Annotated in this window: 16 protein-coding genes; 15 read left to right on the top strand and 1 reads right to left on the bottom strand. The window is 47.1% G+C overall.

The features are described 5' to 3' along the window. Positions 1-102: 102 nt before the first annotated feature. Entirely contained in the window at positions 103-2031 is a 1929-nt protein-coding gene (locus GQS10_RS15160; protein ID WP_166243643.1) for a tetratricopeptide repeat-containing glycosyltransferase family 2 protein, read from the bottom strand. A 227-nt stretch (positions 2032-2258) separates the two neighbouring features. On the opposite strand from GQS10_RS15160, the gene rfbG reads away from it, so the two are divergent. The 15 genes from rfbG to argB all read left to right on the top strand — a co-directional run bounded on the left by rfbG (position 2259) and on the right by argB (position 20958). After that, on the top strand, positions 2259-3326 hold the full coding sequence (rfbG, locus tag GQS10_RS15165) for a CDP-glucose 4,6-dehydratase (protein WP_166243645.1): 1068 nt from the start codon (positions 2259-2261) through the stop codon (positions 3324-3326). Positions 3327-3462: 136 nt separating this feature from the next. Further along, entirely contained in the window at positions 3463-6168 is a 2706-nt protein-coding gene (locus GQS10_RS15170; protein WP_166243647.1) for a glycosyltransferase, read from the top strand. 25 nt (positions 6169-6193) lie between these two features. Continuing rightward, positions 6194-7513, top strand: coding sequence for a DUF707 domain-containing protein (locus tag GQS10_RS15175; RefSeq protein WP_166243648.1), 1320 nt, complete (start codon positions 6194-6196; stop codon positions 7511-7513). 13 nt (positions 7514-7526) lie between these two features. Beyond that, the gene (gene rfbF, locus GQS10_RS15180) at positions 7527-8294 is read left to right on the top strand and encodes a glucose-1-phosphate cytidylyltransferase (protein ID WP_166243650.1); all 768 of its coding nucleotides are present in this window, start codon (positions 7527-7529) and stop codon (positions 8292-8294) included. Between the two features lie 84 nt (positions 8295-8378). After that, entirely contained in the window at positions 8379-9725 is a 1347-nt protein-coding gene (gene rfbH, locus GQS10_RS15185) for a lipopolysaccharide biosynthesis protein RfbH (RefSeq protein WP_166243652.1), read from the top strand. A 56-nt stretch (positions 9726-9781) separates the two neighbouring features. Further along, positions 9782-10327: a dTDP-4-dehydrorhamnose 3,5-epimerase gene (rfbC, locus tag GQS10_RS15190; RefSeq protein WP_166243654.1), complete on the top strand. Its 546-nt coding sequence runs from the start codon at positions 9782-9784 to the stop codon at positions 10325-10327. A gap of 15 nt (positions 10328-10342) precedes the next feature. Then, complete coding sequence (locus GQS10_RS15195; protein ID WP_166243656.1) at positions 10343-11230, top strand: NAD-dependent epimerase/dehydratase family protein; 888 nt, start codon at positions 10343-10345, stop codon at positions 11228-11230. A gap of 285 nt (positions 11231-11515) precedes the next feature. Then, positions 11516-11713, top strand: coding sequence for a cold shock domain-containing protein (locus tag GQS10_RS15200; protein ID WP_166243658.1), 198 nt, complete (start codon positions 11516-11518; stop codon positions 11711-11713). Between the two features lie 303 nt (positions 11714-12016). After that, positions 12017-12580, top strand: coding sequence for a ribosome hibernation-promoting factor, HPF/YfiA family (hpf, locus tag GQS10_RS15205; RefSeq protein ID WP_166243660.1), 564 nt, complete (start codon positions 12017-12019; stop codon positions 12578-12580). Positions 12581-12750: 170 nt separating this feature from the next. Further along, positions 12751-15255, top strand: a complete 2505-nt coding sequence (gene secA, locus GQS10_RS15210; RefSeq protein WP_166243662.1) for a preprotein translocase subunit SecA — start codon at positions 12751-12753, stop codon at positions 15253-15255. Between the two features lie 39 nt (positions 15256-15294). Continuing rightward, positions 15295-16414 (top strand): peptide chain release factor 2 gene (gene prfB, locus GQS10_RS15215; protein ID WP_207952284.1). Its coding sequence is split into 2 segments (ribosomal slippage): positions 15295-15366 and positions 15368-16414, totalling 1119 coding nucleotides; the frame shifts between segments, so codons are not numbered across the junction. Positions 16415-16553: 139 nt separating this feature from the next. Continuing rightward, positions 16554-17444 carry a YitT family protein gene (locus GQS10_RS15220; RefSeq protein WP_166243664.1) on the top strand — a complete coding sequence of 297 codons (891 nt, stop codon included), beginning with the start codon at positions 16554-16556 and terminating at the stop codon, positions 17442-17444. A 381-nt stretch (positions 17445-17825) separates the two neighbouring features. Then, positions 17826-18884 (top strand): N-acetyl-gamma-glutamyl-phosphate reductase, encoded by a 1059-nt coding sequence (argC, locus tag GQS10_RS15225; RefSeq protein WP_166243666.1) that lies wholly within the window; start codon positions 17826-17828, stop codon positions 18882-18884. An 18-nt stretch (positions 18885-18902) separates the two neighbouring features. Further along, complete coding sequence (argJ, locus tag GQS10_RS15230) at positions 18903-20132, top strand: bifunctional glutamate N-acetyltransferase/amino-acid acetyltransferase ArgJ (RefSeq protein WP_166243668.1); 1230 nt, start codon at positions 18903-18905, stop codon at positions 20130-20132. A gap of 28 nt (positions 20133-20160) precedes the next feature. Beyond that, positions 20161-20958: an acetylglutamate kinase gene (gene argB, locus GQS10_RS15235; protein WP_166243670.1), complete on the top strand. Its 798-nt coding sequence runs from the start codon at positions 20161-20163 to the stop codon at positions 20956-20958. Positions 20959-20977 lie beyond the last annotated feature (19 nt).

A 20977-nucleotide genomic window follows, 5' to 3' on the forward strand; every position in this document is an offset into this window, starting at 1 on the left:
AATATTGTGAATTAAAAACGGCGATCTTTCCATTGTTTCTGGATTGATCGCCCTAATAATGAAATTTTAACGTAGCTACTGAGAGGCTACCTTTGTAAGCTACTAATTAAGTAGTGATTTATATAACGGATCGATTGTACTTAAGATTTCTAAGGAAGACTTTTTCTGTATGGGGTCATCGCTTAGTTTATATAGTTGAACGTATCCTTTCGTCCAATCTGGTTGCAGTTCTAATGCTTTTGCTAAATACGTAATCGATTGTTCTGTATCCCCTATATTTTCGAAATATTGAGCAAGATTACTGCAATTTTGAGGACTAAGTTCATTGTTATTAGCTAAATATTCTAGATATACAAAGGCAGTTTGCTGCTGATGTTTAGAATAGAAAAAGTTAGCTAACTGATTAATAATGGCGGGTACCTCCATTCGAGATAACAATTGGTCGTAAGTATCGTAATAGCCGAGAATATAAATGCCGCTCAATAATTCGAAGGCTTCATTATAATACTGCTCAGTCAGTAAGTATTCCTGGTCGGATAAGAGTTTTTCTGCAAGACAGAAATAAGAGTATCCCTCATTATTTATTTCGGGTGTTACCTTTATCAGATAATCGTAGCGGTTCCAAACGAGAGATCCGCCAACCAGAAGCTTTAAAACGATAGGATCCTTTTGTTCTTCCTCTGACAAGCGCCCGACTAAGGCTTCAAATTTCTCTTGATTATTACAAAGTAGGGAATAACGCAAGGAGTCTTTCGTGTTTAACCGAGACTCCAGATTTCCTGTGTTAACATAGTACTTGGCTAATTCCGCTAGTCCTAGAAGGATTGCAATTCTTGCTGTTGAAGCCATTTTTTCTGAGCTTGAGTTAACCTTTAGTAATTTATCTAAAAATGTAACGATGCTTTCCGTGCTTTCGACTAAAGATAAAATCTCGGTTAGCTTAATTTGAGCTTTAATATCGCGTTCATTACTTAAAATAAGTTTAGTTAAATAATAAACGCATTGATTGTAGTTTTGTTCCTGTTCATAAAGATGGACGAGCTGCCAAAGAGGGAATTTTGTCCCGAGGTCCTGGCTGAAAAGGGCGATATCCTCATTATTTGAAGCCTTCTCTTCGGAAACCTCCAAAGCCTTAAGAAATAGTTCTTTTGCTTTATTGGAAAGCCCAATATTAAGGTAGACAAGTCCTTTCATGGACAAAAGGTCGGGAAATAAATAATATTCTTTAAAATATTGCTCTGAAAAGTTCCAAGCTTTAAGTTGCTGACCGCTATTGATGTAGTTTTGCATAATCGAAAGGCAGTTATAGCGATACCAGACCTCATTTTCATTGCCATTTTCCAGTGCAGATAAGTGGTGCTCAAGCGCTTTATCCGGCTCATTCATCATGGTATATTGATTGCCAAGCGTAAAGTGATCGTAAGGAGTAAGGTTCTGCTTCTTTTTCATCTCCTCAAAGATGGCCATATTTCGATCGTGTTTATTCTTCTCATCCAAGGCCACATTTGTGTAACCAGAATGATAAACCTTAAATGGTAGCTTAGAGCTTTTGGTCTTTCCTTCTTCGGAGCATACGATTTGCTCGTGAAGCGGGCGCACGTACTTATAGCCCAAATGGTTAGGGAATACACGTCCTACTAAGCCTTGTGTTGTAGTAGAACTTTTTTGATCCCCTAAAAAGCTTATGATCGATAGCATATAAACCACATTTGGATCAGGGGTTTGCTGCAGGAGCGCTTGGCGCAGACCCTTGATTTCTGCTTGATCCATATATTCATCTGCATCCAATACTAGAATCCATTTCCCCGTAGCATACCGCAGCGATTCATTTCTCGCGGCGGAGAAGTCATTAATCCATTCGAAATTGTACAGTTTATCCGTATATTTCTTCGCAATGTCGATTGTTGCATCCTTTGAACCGGTATCGACAATTATAATTTCATCTACATAGTCTTTAATGCTGTTCAAGCAGCGGTCCAGCACTTTTTCCTCGTTTTTTACGATCATACATAACGAAATAAGTTTATTCATAGAAAGGGTCTCCCTGATTTTGCAGTATATATACTTTTTCGACATAATCTCTGATTGTTATTATACTTATTCATTAAAAAGAAATGTTAATTAGATTTTGCCATTCACAAAATCAATCCGCATCCCGATATATTATCAAAAGAGGTTAAATTTCATACTACTCTTCGTTATATAAGGGAATACTGTTTTAGAAGGCCAATGTGCTATCGAATAAAGGGGCTATTGCGATGAACGCATTTTGGAATGGAAAAAAAGTGTTAGTTACGGGGCATACCGGATTTAAGGGGAGCTGGCTTTCCCTATGGCTGCATCAGATGGGGGCTGAGGTAATTGGTTTTTCACTTTATCCGGATCAAAAGCCAAATATGTTCGAAGCCTTGAAAATGAATCAGCTTGTAAATTCGATCTACGGTAATATTTGTGATAGAGATAAAGTGATTGAGGTCATGAATGTCTGTAAACCGGAAATCGTTTTTCATTTGGCAGCACAGGCGCTTGTTCGGGATTCATATGAAAATCCCTTTGATACTTACCAAACCAATGTGATGGGGACTTTGAATGTGCTGGAAGCAGCAAGACAAAGCGGAAGTGTTCGGACATTCATTAGCGTGACAAGTGATAAATGCTATGAAAACACTGGAGAGCGAAAAAAGTTTGTGGAGACAGATCCGTTAGGCGGCTTCGATCCTTATAGCAGCAGTAAGGCATGTGCGGATATTCTAACAAGCAGCTATTATAATTCCTTTTTAAAAGATGAAAACATCCATGTGGCAACAGTCCGGGCGGGAAATGTAATCGGAGGTGGGGATTGGGCAAAAGATAGACTTGTACCTGACCTAATCAAGTCGATTACAAGCGGTAGACCCGAATCCGTGGTCATTCGCAATCCAAACGCAGTTCGACCTTGGCAGCATGTATTGGAGCCGATTAGCGGGTACCTGATCGTCGCTCGTGAGATGCATGTAAAAGGAGGAGAGATTTCAGGGGCCTGGAATTTTGGACCGGGCGATCAAAGCTTCGTAACGGTCGAAACGCTCGTTAAAATGTTTTATAGTCAATTTAACATGGAATACCGTGGGGGGGTTGGTGTCGGCCACAATCCATACGAAGCGCAGTGGCTTGGACTGGACAGCTCTAAAGCGAAGAGGCGTATAGGCTGGAGGCCCGTTTTAAATTTGTCGGAAACAGTTGAATGGACGTCAAATTGGTACAAGACGAACAAGGACTTATTGGCACTGAGAAATACTACACATTCTCAAATTTCGCAATACCAAAAGTTAGTGGGAGAGAGATGAAACAGCCTGTTCAGGCTGTTTTTTCTTTTTATGGGAAACGTTTTGCATAATATACTTTATTCCATATGCCGATATATATTTCATAACTATATTAAAGTCTGCGGAGGACTATCTTGTGAAAATATACTCGATTAGTATGGTAAAGAACGAACTTGATGTAATAGAATCGTTTGTTCGATATCACTGTAACATTTTTGATGGAATGGTCATTGTTGATAACGGAAGCTCAGATGGGACCTTGTCGATATTAAACAAGCTTGCAGATGAGGGCTTACAGATCCATATCTACAGTGACCCGAGCACAGAGTACACGCAAGACAAGAAAATGACAGCAATTATGAACGACACCTTTCAAAAATTCAATCCTGATCTCATTGTGCCTTTGGATGCTGACGAGTTCCTCATTCAAGCGGGTCAAGGGAATCCCCGCACAATCCTCGAGCAGCTGAATGAGGATTGTGTCTATTACGCCCGCTGGAGAACCTACATTCCGAAAAATATGAATGTAGAGAATTCTTTTCTTCCCCATAAGATGCCGGAAGCGCGATTAGAAGAGTACGATGTTTTTCCTAAAGTAATCATTTCTCGCAAGGTAAGAGACCGATATAAAGCTGGAATTGCCATGGGAAATCATGATGTCGTTGTGGATGCCAAGGATCGAGCGTCGATGAGGTTTGAGCTAGTTAGTGATCTCCGGATTGCACACTACCCTGTACGGTCAGTGGAACAAATTACGTCCAAGGTACTTGTCGGCTGGATCAATTCCTTAAGCAGACCGGATCGCAAGCCGGGTGAAGGTTTCCAGTGGCAGTATATGTTTGAGAAGTATAAGCAGAATGGCGTTTTGTCGGAAGATGATCTGATGAAATATGCTGTAGAGTACGCTGGGAATACGAAAGGTACAGATTCTTTAAAGATGCCGATTGATACCTCTTTTTGCGGTTCCTTAGAGATAAAGTATTGCAACAACAAGCAAGCAGACCCGATGAAGAGTTTGCTGGAAAATTGCGAGACTCTGGCACTTCAGTATTCCGAGTTGCAGAGAAATTGGGCGGCTGTCTTGGAAAGCGGGAAGGTTCCAACATGTGAAGAGGCAAACCAAGCGAAAGTGACCAGCATTATCCTCGTTACCTACAATAAGCTACAGTATACTAAAGCTTGTATTGAAAGTATCCGTGCGCACACCGCTCCTGGGACTTACGAGATCATTGTCGTAGATAACAACTCTACGGATGATACAGTAAGCTGGCTCCAGATGCAGGAAGATATCAAATGTATCTTTAATCAAGGCAACGCCGGCTTCCCGAAAGCATGTAACCAGGGTGCAGAAATCGCGACAGGGGATTATATTTTATTCCTGAACAATGACACCCTTGTTACGAAAAATTGGTTGGATCTGCTAATTGAGTGTCTAGACAGCAGTGAGGACATTGGTGCAGTTGGACCTGTATCCAACAGCTGTTCTTACTATCAAAGCATTCCTGTGCCGTATAAGAACACGAAAGATATGTATGCATTTGCCGAGGATTACAACAAGCAAGATTCGTCCCTCTGGGAGCAACGGATTAAGCTGATTGGGTTTTGTATGCTGATTAAGAGTGAAGTGTTGGATGTTGTCGGGCTTTTTGACGAACGCTTTGGTGTAGGAAATTACGAGGATGATGATTTGTCATTCCGTATTGTACAGGCGGGATATAAGCTCTTTCTTTGTAAAAATGTATTCATTCATCACTTTGGAAGTGTATCCTTCTCTGAGGATATTGCGATGTACAGAAATGTCATTTCACAAAACAGCAAGGTATTTGAAGAAAAATGGGGCTTTAATTCCGGCTACTCATCCTTTATTCGAAACGAAATCATACAGCTTATTCAAGAGCCTATAGAGAAACGAATGCGTGTGTTGGAGGTCGGTTGCGCATGTGGCGCAACACTCCTTGCAATTAAAAATAAATATCAAAATACGAAGCTGTATGGAATTGAACTGAATCCGGGGTCCGCAGCCATTGCAAACCAATTTGCCAGCGTGTCTTCGGCCAACATTGAACATGGCTTTAATTACCCAGACGAGTATTTTGACTATATTATTTTTGCGGATGTATTGGAGCATCTCAATGACCCATGGGCTGTCATTGAATATGCCAAGAAATGCTTAAAGCCGGACGGCAAGCTGCTGGTCAGCATTCCGAATGTCATGCACTATTCGGTGCTTAAAGATTTACTGAACGGCAAATGGACCTATACCGAAGCGGGTATACTGGATCGAACACATCTCAGATTCTTTACGCAGCATGAACTGGTCAAAATGTTCGATAACGCAGGCTTCCAGGCGCAATTTTCTGCAACTCAATTACCTGCAACTGATGAGAGTGAGAAGCTGATTGAGGCACTTAGCAAAATCGCAGATATTGAAGTTTCTCATCAGATGCGTGTTTATCAATATATTATTGCGGCGGAGAAAAAGGCTGAAGGGTTGGAAGGGCTGCTTTTCAAGGCACAGAAAAATAACGAGCTCTACTCAGAAGTTATCCAGTCGCTTCATGCTGAAGAGACTACGCTGGAGCAGGTAATCATCGCGGTGCAGGCGACTTCCGCAGATACGCAGAAAGTACTAAATACTCTTGTTGCATACATGTACAAATTAGGAGCATACGGTTATATTCTTCCGACATTGCTCGAATCATACGAGATGAATCATGGGCATGCCGATACTCTCTACAACTTAGGGTTGATCATGTATAACGTCGAAGAATACGAAAAAGCCTTGTTCTACTTGGAGCAAGTCAAGGATAAGGATGAAGATATTATACAATTAATGGATCAAGTGAAGGCGAAGGTATCTTAAATAACATGGGGGATTTAGGAAGAAGATGAATCATTCGAAGGTTAGTTATCAACCTTTCCCGGTTGAGCTTAAGGCGAATCCGAACTGGAGATTTCTCGTGGTATCAAGGGTAGGGGACAACTCTCTCCATAGACAATGGATAAAGCCGGCTTCATACAAAAATTACGATTTATACCTAGAGTATTACGGTGAAATGCCTGAGCAGTACAAAGGAGAATCCGAATTTTACGGCTGGGAGAAAAAAGGCACGAAATGGCCTAGGATGCATCAGATTATCTCCCAAATGGGTGAAGCTATTTTCGAATATGATGCTGTTTGGTTTGCAGATGATGACTTGAGCACGAACGCCTACGCGATCCAAACTATGTTTCAAGTGTTTATGGATAATGAACTTAAGCTGGCTCAGCCTGCCTTGACACAGGATTCTTACTTCTCTCATTTGATCGCGATCGAAAATGAAAATTTTGTGCTGCGCTACACCAATTTCGTTGAAGTTATGGCCCCCATTTTTTCGAGAGAGGCGCTTCGCGAGTGTTGGCATTCCTTTGTGAAAAGCCAATCGGGATATGGGTTGGATTACGCGTGGCCGCAAATTCTTCAGTGTGAGAAGCATGAGATCGGTATTATTGATGCGGCTCCGGTTAAGCATACGAGATCGATCGGCAAGGGAGATATTTATAAACAGCTAACGGTGTCTCCTCAAGATGAGGCGGCGCGTCTCTCGAAGGAATATAACGTGCAGATCCCGTTTCAATACGGTATTTATGGTGGTGTGATTAAGGAAGGAAGGGGCTATAATTCCCCTTCCGTCGCAGCTCATATTCCTTCTGATGTATTGACTGGGATTAATTTATTATCAGGAACTCCCCAAGCGCTGCTTCAGAATGGTTATTTTGTAACGAATTATTTAGTAAAAATGGTTAATTCGTTCCTTACCGGGTATGAAGTAGAATCACAGAGCTTACTGTCAGGTAAGGAAGTGGATGTAGTTTATCGGCTTTTGCAGATGGCCCAGAAAGATAGCGAGGCTAGTGTAGCGGTAATGGATCAGCTCTTACAATTTAATGATGATGTGATTTTAAACGCTGTCCAGAAATTTGAAGATTCCGAGTTACATTTATTAAATCTAGTAGCCGTACACTTTTTCATTAATAATATAGCGGATAGAGTGCTTGTTTACTTAACCAGGGCGCTTTCCCTGAATCCGAAGGACACGGACACTCTGTACAACCTTGGCTACGTTCTTTACAAGTCAAATGAAAGTGAACTCGCTCTGTCTTATTTAAATCAAATCGAAGAGAAGGATCAGGATACCTTGGATTTGATCGCGCTTATTGTTCAATAAAGGGGGAGCCACAATGAAAGTTGTTATACTCGCAGGGGGCCTAGGCTCAAGGCTTAGCGAAGAAACTCAAATAAAGCCAAAACCGATGGTTGAAATCGGCGGGAAACCGATTTTATGGCATATTATGAAAATTTACTCCAGTTACGGGTTAAATGACTTCATTATTTGTTTAGGTTACAAAGGGTATGTAATTAAAGAATATTTTGCAAATTACTTCCTCCATATGTCTGATGTGACCATCGATATGACGACCAATCATGTAGCGGTTCATCAAAATAATTCGGAACCTTGGAAAGTCACGTTAGTGGATACGGGGGATGAGACGATGACTGGGGGACGACTCAAGCGAGTTCGTCATCATCTCGGGCATGAAACCTTTTGCTTCACCTATGGGGATGGCTTAAGCAATGTGAATATTACAGAATTAATTGAGTACCACAAATCACACGGGAAAAAGGCGACGCTTACTGCAATTCAGCCCCCGGGTAGATTCGGGGCGCTAGATATAAACGAAAATTCAGTAAGGTCGTTTATGGAAAAACCGAAAGGCGACGGCAGCTGGATTAACGGTGGATTTTTTGTTCTGGAGCCGGAAGTCGTTAATCTAATAGAAAATGATTCAACAATTTGGGAGAAAGAGCCTCTTGAGCTATTAAGCTCGCAGGGGGATCTGGAGGCATTTAAACATTACGGGTTTTGGCAGCCTATGGATACACTTCGCGATAAGAATAAGCTTGAGGAGCTGTGGATGAATCAACAGGCTCCTTGGAAGGTTTGGTGAAGAGGAAACAGGGGGCGAAGGAATAATTCGCCTCCATCTTCTGATACTAAGGGTGTTACTTGTTGTTAATAAGGAGGATGTGCGTTGTCTGAAAATGAGATTGGTGAAGAGCAGCTTCGAGAGAAAATTTTAGAATTAACAAAGCTGTATTATCAAAAAAAGTTTAAACCGGTTCCGTTCCAACCGGGTGATCGAATTACATATGCAGGACGTGTATTTGATGAACGTGAATTAGTTAATTTAGTTGATTCCTCCTTGGAATTCTGGTTGACCGCAGGCCATTATGTGGATCGTTTCGAGAAAGAATTTGCGAATTTCTTAGGGATTAAACATTGTTCGTTGACTAATTCCGGGTCATCTGCAAATCTGTTGGCATTTAGTTCATTAACTTCACCTTCCTTGGGGGACAGACGTATCCGCAAGGGAGACGAAGTAATCACAGTTGCCGCAGGTTTCCCGACAACGGTTGCCCCTATTATTCAATATGGAGCGATTCCTGTTTTTGTCGATGTAACATTGCCTACATACAATATTGACTGTGAGCGGCTAGAGCTTGCTTTATCGGATAAAACGAAAGCGGTCATGATTGCCCACACACTCGGAAATCCTTTTGATCTGCAAAAAGTAAAGGATTTCTGCGATAAGCATGGACTGTGGCTGGTAGAAGACAATTGTGATGCTCTCGGGGCTAAGGTTCTTTATAATTCAGAGTGGCGTTTCACTGGCACGATTGGCGATCTCGGCACGTCGAGCTTCTATCCTCCACATCATATGACAATGGGCGAAGGCGGGGCTGTATACACGAAAAACACCAGATTAAAAAAACTGGTAGAGTCCTTTCGTGATTGGGGACGGGATTGCTGGTGCCCTTCAGGGAAGGACAATACGTGCGGCAAACGATTTGATCAAACGTTCGGCGAGCTGCCACCTGGATATGACCATAAGTATGTATATTCTCATTTTGGTTACAATTTGAAGGTTACGGAAATGCAGGCCGCGATTGGTTGTGCTCAACTAGAAAAAATCTCATCGTTTATCGATGCAAGAAAACGAAACTGGAACAAGCTCAAGGAGGGTCTTCAGTCATTAGAAAAATACTTTATTCTTCCAGAAGCAACGCCAAATACGGATCCTAGCTGGTTTGGTTTTTTATTAACGGTAAGAGAAGACGCACCGTTTACTAGGGATACCATCGTTAGCTACCTGGAGGAGCGCAAAATTCAGACCCGTATGCTATTTGCTGGTAATCTAATCAAGCACCCATGCTTCGACGAGTTCCGTGAAACTGGTACAGGGTATCGTGTGGCAGGAGACCTAGCCAATACGGATATAATCATGAATCAAACATTTTGGATTGGCGTTTATCCTGGCTTACAGGATTCAATGTTGGACTACGTCATTAAACAAATATATAGCTTCTGCAATAAATAAAAACTAGTCACATATCGGACCTCAGTCCTTTATGTGACTTTTTTGGAGTGGATAATATGGAATTTTTACCGACAATATTCGAGGGCTGTTACTTAATCAGGCCAAAAAGCAGCAATGATGCAAGAGGTCAATTTGTGAAGACATTTCATCATTACGAATTCAATCACCATGGTATTGACTTTCAGTTGCGCGAGCAGTTTTATTCAATTTCACATAAAAATGTATTAAGAGGGCTTCATTTCCAGATTCCTCCCTGTCAGCATTTAAAGCTAGTTTCTTGTATTCAAGGAAAAATTTTGGATGTAGTCGTTGATTTAAGAAGAGGCACTTCTACATATGGGCAGCATCAGCTTTTCGAACTATCTGGGGAAAATAAAGAAATGCTTTTGATCCCAATAGGGTTTGCACATGGTTTCTTGTCGTTAGAGGACAACAGCGTGATGCTCTATAACGTCTCTAGTGAATATTCTCGTGACCATGATAAAGGAATTCATTGGCGTACGGCAGGGATTGATTGGCCTGCGGACAACCCGATCGTCTCTGAACGAGATGAAGGCTTTCCGGCGTTAAAGGATTTCGAATCACCATTCGTAATGGAATAGAAAGAGGGGCTTAATATGAATTCAGTATTGATTACAGGAGCGACCGGTTATATTGGCTCTCATGTTGCTGAAAGATTCGCGAAGGAAGGCTGGAGAGTGCATGTATTAACACGGCCTACTTCCTCCTTGGACCAAATAGAAGGAAAGAAAATAAGTTGTGAGATTCACCAGTGGGGAGGAGAACATAGGCAACTTATTTCAATTTTAGAAGAAGTCTCTCCCGCGCTAGTAATTCATTTAGCCTCCTTGTTTATAAGTGAGCATCGTACGGAACATATTCATCCGCTTGTGGAAAGCAACGTTTTATTTGGATCGTTTCTGCTTGAGGCGATGAAGGTCACCCGAATAAGCAGGCTTATTAATGTTGGAACGTCTTGGCAGCACTTTGAAGATCGGGTCTATGATCCTGTTTGCTTGTATGCTGCGACGAAGCAGGCTTTCCAGTCTATTGTCGATTTTTATAGCAATACCTATGACTTTAAAGTAATTACTTTAAAATTATTCGATACATACGGACCGGAGGATCCAAGAAATAAGGTGATGAGTCTTATTAATAAATACAGTTATAAGGAAGATTCATTAGATATGTCGCCCGGAGAGCAAATGCTCGATTTAGTGTATATTGATGATGTGACCGAGGCATTTTATGTGGCGGCGTTACGGCTCATGAGCATTGAGAACACGACTAATGAACAGTTTGCAATCTCGACAGAAAATCCAATAATGTTGAGGGAACTCGTTGAGCTATTTAGATCCGTTACTGGTAGAAGAGTAAATATAAATTGGGGAAAAAGGCCATATCGGAAGCGAGAAGTGATGAAACCGTGGAAAACGGGGGCCCGACTTCCCGGTTGGGAAGTAAAAACAACGCTAAAAGAGGGGATTCGGAAAACATACGGTTAAAGGTTCAAGCCAAACTTGTGTTCAAATACCCCCCCCCTTGTGGATAATGTGCATAACTATGTGGATATCCAATGAAAACAAGCTTTCAGCTGTGGTTAACATCCTTAATAAAATGTTTATACTGAAATTTTCACACAATTCAGCACTATTCGACACTTTATCCACATGTGAGTATATTTTGTGTCGAGCGAAGCAAATTGACTTCTCCACAGCCCAGTGATATCATTTTTAGTGTAAGCGCAAACGTTTACACGCGCGATCTGAAGATGAAGGGATGTAAATCGAATGCAAGGTAAAGTGAAATGGTTCAACGCAGAGAAGGGCTATGGTTTCATCGAAACAGAGCAAGGCGGAGATGTTTTCGTACACTTTTCCGCAATCCAAACGGATGGCTTTAAGACGCTTGAAGAAGGACAGGATGTAGAGTTCGACATCGTCGAAGGCGCTCGCGGTCCTCAAGCTGCCAACGTTGTAAAAATGTAATTCCAAAAATCAACTACACCGCACTCCGGGTTCCCCGGGGTGCTTTTCATTTTTCATCAGGGATATTAAAGAGTGTTCCACACGAATCGCACGCACCACAGCACTGCACCCAGTCAAAAAACGGAGGCTGGCATGGGTTGTGGAGAGTTTTCTGGAAAAGTTAAGATTTTTTAAAGGGGCTGGGATGTGGATAACGAAATAGATGAAAGATCAGTCATTCCCCAACTTGAATTTACAGAAAATTTGAACTATACAGACTTTAATGATATACTAAAGGCATAGTAAGTGAAGGAGGAGTTCAGCATGGAATATATTATTCGAGGCGATCATTTTGAGGTAACGGAAGCACTAAAGGATTACACTCAGAAGAAGATCAAGAAGCTGGAACGTTTTTTTAACACTCCCCTGGATGAAGCGAATGTGACGCTGAGCGTCGTGAAGAACAAGCATGTGGTTGAGGTGATGATCCCGCTTTCCGGAGTGATGCTGCGGGCTGAAGAGCGCAGTGAAGATATGTACGCATCCATCGATAAGGTTCTGGACAAGTTGGAGCGGCAGGTTCGCAAATATAAGACGAAGATTAATCGTCAATTCCGCCAAGATCGCGGGAAGGGCGCACTTATTAAAGAAAATTTCGATAACATAAATTCCCGGGCCGCCGAGCAAGCTATAGAGGAAGACGACGAGCTTGAGCTGGTGCGTACGAAGCGTTTTACGCTGAAGCCGATGGATATTGAAGAGGCGATCCTGCAGATGAATATGATCGGGCATGATTTCTTCGTATTTTCCAACGCGGTCTCCAACCAGGTCAATGTCGTATATAAACGGCAGGACGGGAAGTACGGACTGATTGAACCGGCAATATAACCGACCCGTGAATACAACAACCGCATGATGCGGCAGCGGCCTGCTCCTTCTCTGAAGCGAGCGGGCCTTTTTACGAGGATAGGGGATCGTCCGTTTGGTTGATTCATCCAGTGGAAAACTGGTACAATGGTATGAGGTTTATTTTCTGTCGAAAAGGAAGGGGTCGAGCCATGCTTGGATTGGTAAGAAAGATTTTTGGCGATGCCAACGAGCGAGAGATCAAGCGGATGTTGAAGACGGTCGACCGGATCAATGCTCTGGAGCCGGAGTTTCAGGCGTTGACGGACGAGCAGCTTCGGGCGAAGACCGATGAGTATAGAGCAAGGTTGGAACAAGGCGAAGCGTTGGACGACCTGCTGATCGAGGCTTTTGCGACGGTTCGCGAGGCTTCGAAACGGGTACTCAACAAACGCCACTATGATGTACAGTTAATCGGGGGTATGGTACTTCACGAGGGCCGGATCGCCGAGATGAGAACCGGTGAAGGGAAGACGCTTGTCGGAACGCTGCCGGTATATTTAAATGCGCTTGCAGGAAAGGGCGTTCACGTCATTACGGTGAACGACTACTTGGCCCGCCGCGACAGCTCGGAAATGGGTCAAATTTATTCCTTCCTCGGCATGTCGGTAGGCGTGAATATGAACGGCTTATCGCATGAAGAGAAGCAGGCGGCGTATGCTGCCGATATTACGTACGGTACGAACAATGAGTTCGGGTTCGACTACCTGCGCGACAACATGGTTCTGTACAAAGAGCATATGGTACAGCGTCCATTGAACTACGCAATTATCGACGAAGTTGACTCAATCTTGGTCGACGAAGCGAGAACGCCGCTCATTATTTCCGGACAAGCGCAGAAATCGACGGATATGTACTTCGCTGCCGACCGCTTCGTGAAGAAGCTGAAGGAAGAAGAGGACTACACGATCGACATCAAGCTGCGTAACGTTAGCTTAACGGAAGCGGGCGTAACGAAGGCGGAAAAGGCGTTTAACATTGAAAACCTGTTTGATCACGGCAACGTTTCGATCAATCACCACGTACAGCAGGCGCTGAAAGCAAACTTCATTATGAAGCGCGATGTCGATTATGTGGTACAGGAAGAAGAGGTCGTCATCGTTGACGAGTTTACGGGGCGTCTTATGGTAGGCCGCCGTTACAGCGAAGGACTCCATCAAGCGATCGAGGCCAAAGAAGGCCTTGAGGTGCAGAACGAGAGCATGACGCTCGCGACGATCACGTTCCAGAATTACTTCCGGATGTATCAGAAGCTGGCCGGCATGACCGGTACGGCGAAGACAGAGGAAGAAGAATTCAAGAAGATTTACGCATTGGACGTTGTCGTTGTTCCGACGAACCGTCCGACGATCCGTATCGATATGCCGGATGTCGTGTACAAGACGATCAACAGTAAGTTCCGCATGGTTGTTGAGGAAATTGTAGAGCGACACAAGAAGGGCCAACCGGTGCTGGTCGGCACCGTTTCCATCGAGAACTCGGAGCGCTTGTCCGATATGCTCAAGAAGAAGGGCGTAGCCCATAAAGTATTGAACGCGAAATACCACGCGGAAGAAGCGGAAATCGTCTCCCGCGCGGGTCAGCGCGGTGCCGTTACGATCGCGACGAACATGGCGGGTCGCGGTACCGACATTATGCTCGGAGAAGGCGTCAGTGATTTGGGCGGTCTCCATATTATCGGTACGGAGCGCCATGAAAGCCGCCGGATCGATAACCAGCTCCGTGGACGTGCGGGCCGCCAGGGCGACCCGGGCTCGACGCAGTTCTACTTATCGCTTGAGGATGAGCTGATGCGCCGTTTCGGTGCGGAGAATATCATGGGCATGATGGATCGCCTCGGCTTTGAGGAGGATCAGCCAATCGAGAGCCGCCTTATCACGCGTGCGGTGGAATCTGCACAGAAGCGGGTAGAAGGCAATAACTTCGACGTTCGTAAAGTAGTCCTGCAGTATGACGACGTGATGAACCAACAGCGTGAAATTATTTATAAGCAGCGCCGTGAGGTATTGAACAACGACAACATTCGCGACATCGTTGTAGGCATGCTGATGTCGGTAGTGCGCCGTGCGGTCGATACGCATTGTCCGGCCGAGCAGGTTCCGGAAGAATGGGATCTGCAGGCGATCATCAGCTACGGCGAGAGCACGTTCCTTCGTGAAGGAGCGGTAACCGAAGAGCAGCTGCGCGGTAAGGAACGCGAAGAAGTGCTTGAATTCCTGGAATCCGTTGTGACGGCAGCCTACGAGGAGAAAGAAGCTTCGATGCCGCCTGAGCTGATTCGCGAATTCGAGAAGGTTATCGTGCTTCGCGCGGTCGACAGCAAATGGATGGATCACATCGATGCGATGGATCAGCTTCGCCAAGGTATCCATTTGCGCGCGTACGGCGGTACGGACCCGCTGCGTGAGTACCAGATGGAAGGCTTCCAAATGTTCGAGGAAATGGTCGAGAGCATTCAAGAGGAAGTCGCAACGTACATCATGAAGGCTCACGTTCAAGCGAACCTGGAGCGTCAAGCGGTGGCCGAAGGCCAAGCGGTTGCGCCGAATGGGGAGCCGGCTCCGAAGCGTCCGGTACAAGCGGGCGATCGTGTAGGACGGAATGACGCTTGCCCGTGCGGCAGCGGCAAAAAATATAAGAATTGCCACGGGGCTTAATCTAAGCCCCGCTTTATTCTGTTGAGGGGAGTATTGCCAATGGATATCGCGGAAATTAAACATGCGATGAGAGAAATGGGCAAAACACTCGACAATCTCAGGGGGTCTCTTTGACCTCGATTTGAAGCTTGAGCAAATTGCCAACTTTGAGCAAAAAATGGCCGAACCGGACTTCTGGGACGACAACGAACGGGCTCAGAAGGTGATCGGGGAATTAAATGCTTTAAAAGGGGTTGTCGAGCAGTTTCAAGCGCTGAACGGAGAGTATGATGACGCGCAGGTGATGCTGGAGCTATACGAGGAAGAGAAGGATGAGAGCTTCATCGCTGATTTGGCTGAAAGCTGTACTTCTCTGAAATCGAAGCTGGAAGTGTTCGAGCTTCAGCTGCTTCTCAGCGGGCCATACGATAAATTAAACGCCTATCTGGAGCTTCATCCGGGTGCGGGCGGCACCGAGTCGCAGGACTGGGCGCAAATGCTGCTTCGCATGTACACCCGCTGGGCCGAGGATAAAGGCTTTAAGGTCGAGATGGTCGATTTCCTGCCGGGTGATGAAGCGGGGGTAAAAAGCGTTACGCTGCTGATTCGCGGCTACAACGCCTACGGGTACCTGAAAGCGGAAAAAGGGGTGCACCGTCTGGTGCGGATTTCTCCTTTCGATGCTTCAGGACGCCGTCATACTTCATTCGTATCCTGTGATGTTATGCCGGAAATCGAAGATGATACCGGCGAAATCGAAATTCGTCCCGAGGATTTGCGGGTCGACACGTACCGCTCCAGCGGCGCGGGCGGCCAGCACGTCAACAAGACGGAATCGGCGATCCGCCTGACGCACTTGCCGACCGGCATCGTCGTAGCCTGCCAAACCGAGCGCTCGCAGATTTCCAACCGCGATAAAGCGATGAAGATGCTCCGTTCCAAGCTCTTCGAGCGGAAAATGGAGGAGCAGGCGAAGGAGCTGGCGGAAATTCGCGGCGAGCAAAGCGATATCGCTTGGGGCAGTCAGATTCGCTCCTACGTGTTCCATCCGTACAGCATGGTGAAGGATCACCGGACGCAGGCGGAGACGGGCAACGTGCAGGCGGTCATGGACGGCGAGATCGATTCGTTCATCGACGCGTACCTGCGTAAGCAGCTGCAAACCGACAACGATGAATAGGACGCAGCAATGCGCCGTAAGCTAAAACCTGCATGGCAGCAATTGGGCTGCGATGCGGGTTTTCTTTTTAGGTTAAAAAAAGACCGGTTCCTTTAAAGCTTTAAAGGAGCTTGGCTTTTTTAACGGGAGGGCGCTGCACATGATGATGACGAATAATAAACGAAGGCAACCGCTGATCCCGTTCGGAAGCAGGTTGTATACCGCGATGGAATACGGCTTGCTGTTGGCGGGTTCTTTTATCGTTGCGATTAGCTTTAATCTATTCTTATTTCCGAATAAAATCGCCTCCGGCGGGGTTTCCGGCATTTCCATTCTCGTGCAGGAGCTGCTCGGCGTAGAGCCTGCGTATACACAGTGGCTGCTGAATATTCCGCTGTTTATCGCGGGGGTGATGCTGCTGGGAAAACGGTTCGGCATCCGCACTTTGGTGGGCTCGGTGGTGCTGCCGCTGTTCGTTTGGCTGACGAGGGGCGTCGAGCCGTGGACGACCGATGTCCTGCTTGCCGCGCTGTATGGCGGGATCGGCGTCGGTCTTGGCCTTGGCATTGTGTTCCGGGGACGGGGATCGACCGGCGGGTTAGACTTGGCGGCGCAAATTATTCACCGATACACGGGGATTGGCCTAGGCTTATCGATTGCGCTGCTGGATGGCCTTGTGATCATTACGGCGGGGCTTATTTTTTCGCCGGAGCGGGCCTTGGTAGCCTTGATCGGTCTCTATGTTACCAGTAAAACGATCGACATTGTCCAGCTGGGCTTCGGCACCTCCAAGGTGGCCTATATCATTTCGGAGCAGGTGGACCGTGTGAGCAGCACCATTTTGCATGACCTAGACCGGGGATTGACGAAGCTTACGGGGCTTGGCGGGTATACGGAAAAGGAACGGATTGTGCTGATGGTCGTCGTTTCGCAAAATGAGGTAAGCCGGTTGAAGGCGCTTGTGCGCGAGGCCGATCCGAAGGCGTTTGTCGTGTTGACGGATGCTTCCGAGGTGCTGGGGGAAGGCTTTAAGCTGGAGCCGGGCAAGTAGGACGGTTGGAAAGTATTTAGAACGGAATTGCGGGAGCGATCACAGTTTTCTTGCCAAACAAGAATACATACATACAACGAACACAGACCGATTTGCAGCCTGCAGGTCGGTTTTTCTTTTGGATTTGGATTTTCCCCTGAATTCGATAAAAAGAAGACAGCAGTTCCTGAATGGAGCTGAGCTGGCATATTCATCGCTTACTTTTCAATAAACCTGGTAAAAGGAGCGTTCGAGAATATACGGAGAAATAACTGAAATTTCAAGTTTTTTGGCACGAAACGGGATAAAATATTTTGGTTGAATTGTGGAATCAGTGAACGTATAATAATACAATGACATGCATGAAGATACGGAACCGAATGCGTAAAGGAGGAATACAATGTGGCTGAACTTCTAAGGGCTGCTGTCATCGGATCGACAGGTTACGGTGGCGTGGAGCTTATTCGTCTTTTGGGAACACACCCTAATGTAGCAATTACCTCGGTGGTGTCCTCGTCGCAGGCGGGGCAGTCGATCGCTGACGGGTATCCGCATTTGCAGAACGTGCTGGAGCTGCCGCTTGATGCGATTGACCCGGCGTTGTTGAAAGAGAAGGCGGATGTGGTGTTTTTGGCTACGCCGCATGGAATCAGTGCGGAGCTGGCGCCGAAGCTGCTGGAGCAGGGGCTGAAGGTGATTGATTTGTCCGGCGATTTCCGCTTGAAGTCGGGAGCGTTGTATGAGCAGTGGTATAAGCATAAGCCAGCGGACGCGGCGCTGCTCGAAAAAGCGGTGTACGGCTTGGCCGAAGTGTTCGGTGATCAAGTGGTCGGAGCGGACTTTATTTCGAACCCGGGCTGTTATCCGACCGCAACGCTGCTTGGTTTGATTCCGGCGGTGCAGGCGGGCTGGATTGATCCGACAACGATCATCGTTGACGCGAAAACAGGGGTGTCCGGAGGCGGGCGCGGGCTTTCCCAGCTGTTCCATTACTCTGAAATTAACGAGAATTTCCTTGCATACAAGGTGAATAAGCATCAGCACACGCCGGAAATCGAGCAGGCGCTGTCGTGGGTGAGCGGCTCGCCGGTGACGATGACGTTTACGACGCATCTCGTGCCGATGACCCGCGGCATTATGGCGACCCTATACGCTTCGATGGTAAGCGGCAAAGCAGGGAAGTCCGACGAAGAGTGGGCGGAATTATACAAGCAGTATTATGAAGGAAGACGTTTTGTGCGTGTTCGCAAGCCAGGCAAATACCCGGCGACGAAGGAAGTGTGGGGCTCGAATTTTTGCGACATCGGCATTTCGGTGGATGCAAGAACGAACCGCGTAACGATTATATCGGCGATTGATAATTTGGTGAAAGGCGCTGCCGGGCAGGCGGTGCAAAACTTGAACTTAATGATGGGCTGGGATGAAGGGCTCGGACTGCAGCTTACCCCGGTTTATCCATAATGGACGGAGGCGCGAGAAATGACGCGTGATGCATTTGTGACGGTGGCGGACGGAACGGTAACGACGCCGCGTGGATTTAAGGCTTGGGGCTTGTACTGCGGCCTCAAAAAATCGGGACGCAATGATTTGGGCGCGATCGTTTGCGAGGTGCCTGCGGCGGCGGCCGGCGTGTTTACGACGAACGCGTTTCAGGCGGCGCCTCTCAAGGTGACACGCGAAGCGCTTGCGGTGGACGGCCGCATGCAGGCCATCCTCGTGAACAGCGGCAACGCCAACGCCTGCACGGGCGCGCAGGGTGAAGCGGACGCTCGAGAAATGCGCGATTTGTTCGCGAAGGCGATCGGCGTCAGCGAGCATCTCGTCGGCGTGACGTCGACGGGCGTGATCGGCGAGCTGCTTCCGATGGATAAGGTTCGCAGCGGCGTAGCGGAGCTCGCTCCGAAGGTGGTTCCTTCCGCCGAGGGCGGCGAGGAATTTTGCCAAGCGATCCTGACGACCGACCTAGTGAAAAAGGAAATCTGCGTACGTGTTACCGTGGATGGCAAGGAAGTCACCATTGCAGGCGCGGCCAAGGGCTCCGGCATGATTCACCCGAACATGGCCACGATGCTCGGATTCATGACCACGGACGCAAACATCGAACCGGCGGAGCTGCAAAAGCTGCTGAGCGGCGTGACCGATCAGACGTTCAACATGATTACGGTGGACGGTGATACGAGCACGAACGATATGGTCGTTGCGATGGCGAGCGGCCTCGCGGGTAACGAAGCGCTATCGGCGCAGCATAAGGATTACGAAGCGTTCAAGGAAGCGTTCAACTTCGTCGCTGAGGTGTTGGCGAAAGCGATCGCGAGAGACGGAGAAGGCGCAACGAAGCTGATTGAAGTGACGGTCACGGGCGCGGAATCCGATGAATCGGCGCGTGCGATTGTAAAAACCGTCATCGGCTCGAGCCTCGTGAAATCGGCGGTGTTCGGCGCCGACGCGAACTGGGGACGCATCATCGCGGCGGTGGGCCGCGCAGGTCAGCCGGTGAATCCGGAAACCGTCGATATCCGCATGGGCGATATTCAATTCCTGCAGCAGTCGAAGCCGGTTCGGTTCAGCGAAGAAGAAGCGGCGGAATACTTGAAGCGCGATACGATTCAATTTTTCATTGCATTAAATATCGGCAGCGGTAAGGCGACAGGCTGGGGCTGCGACCTTACGTATGAGTATGTGCGCATTAACGCCGCATACCGGACATAGAGAGAACAAATAAGGGGAACTTGATCGGATGAACCAAACGTTTGTATTAAAATGCGGAGGCAGCACGCTTGCGGCGCTGCCGGATTCTTTTTTCGAGGATATGGCGGCGCTGGCGGCTCGCGGCGTGATGCCGGTCATCGTGCATGGCGGCGGTCCGGCCATATCGGGAACGCTGGAGAAGCTCGGGATTCCCAGCGAATTCGTGAACGGCCTGCGCAAAACGAGCGACGCGGTGCTTGACGTTGTCGAGATGGTGCTTGCGGGCCAAATCAATAAAGAGATCGTCCGCAAAATCCAGCGCTTCGGCGCGAATGCCGTTGGACTCAGCGGCGTCGACGGCCGACTGCTCGTGTCGGAGCCGGTGGAGAACGCGGCGGAGGTCGGCTTTGTCGGCAAGGTGGTCAGCGTCAACAAGGAGCTGCTGCAAACTGTGGCGCAGAGCGGCTTTATTCCGGTCGTTGCGCCGGTTGGCATTTCTGCGGACAGCTCGCAGCGCTACAACATTAACGCCGATACGGCGGCAGGCGCTGTTGCTTCGCAGATTGGAGCCTCTCAGCTGCTCGTCGTCACCGACGTGCCGGGCATTATGAAAGAAGACGAGAACGGCGTAAAGCAGGTGCTGCCGGTTGTGACCGTCCAAGAAATCGAAGAGATGATTGCCAGCGGCGTCATCTACGGCGGCATGATTCCGAAGGTTCGCGCAGCGATCGACTGCATCCAGGGTGAAGTAAATGAAGTTGTCATTGTCAGCGGCAGCGATCCCCGCGTGCTGAGCCGCGTATTAAGCGGTGAAGCGATCGGTACGCGCATCCATAAACCAAACTAAAGGAGAACGAAAGGAGGCA

The sequence above is a fragment of the Paenibacillus turpanensis genome, from assembly GCF_011421635.1.
GTDB lineage: Bacteria > Bacillota > Bacilli > Paenibacillales > YIM-B00363 > Paenibacillus_AK > Paenibacillus_AK turpanensis.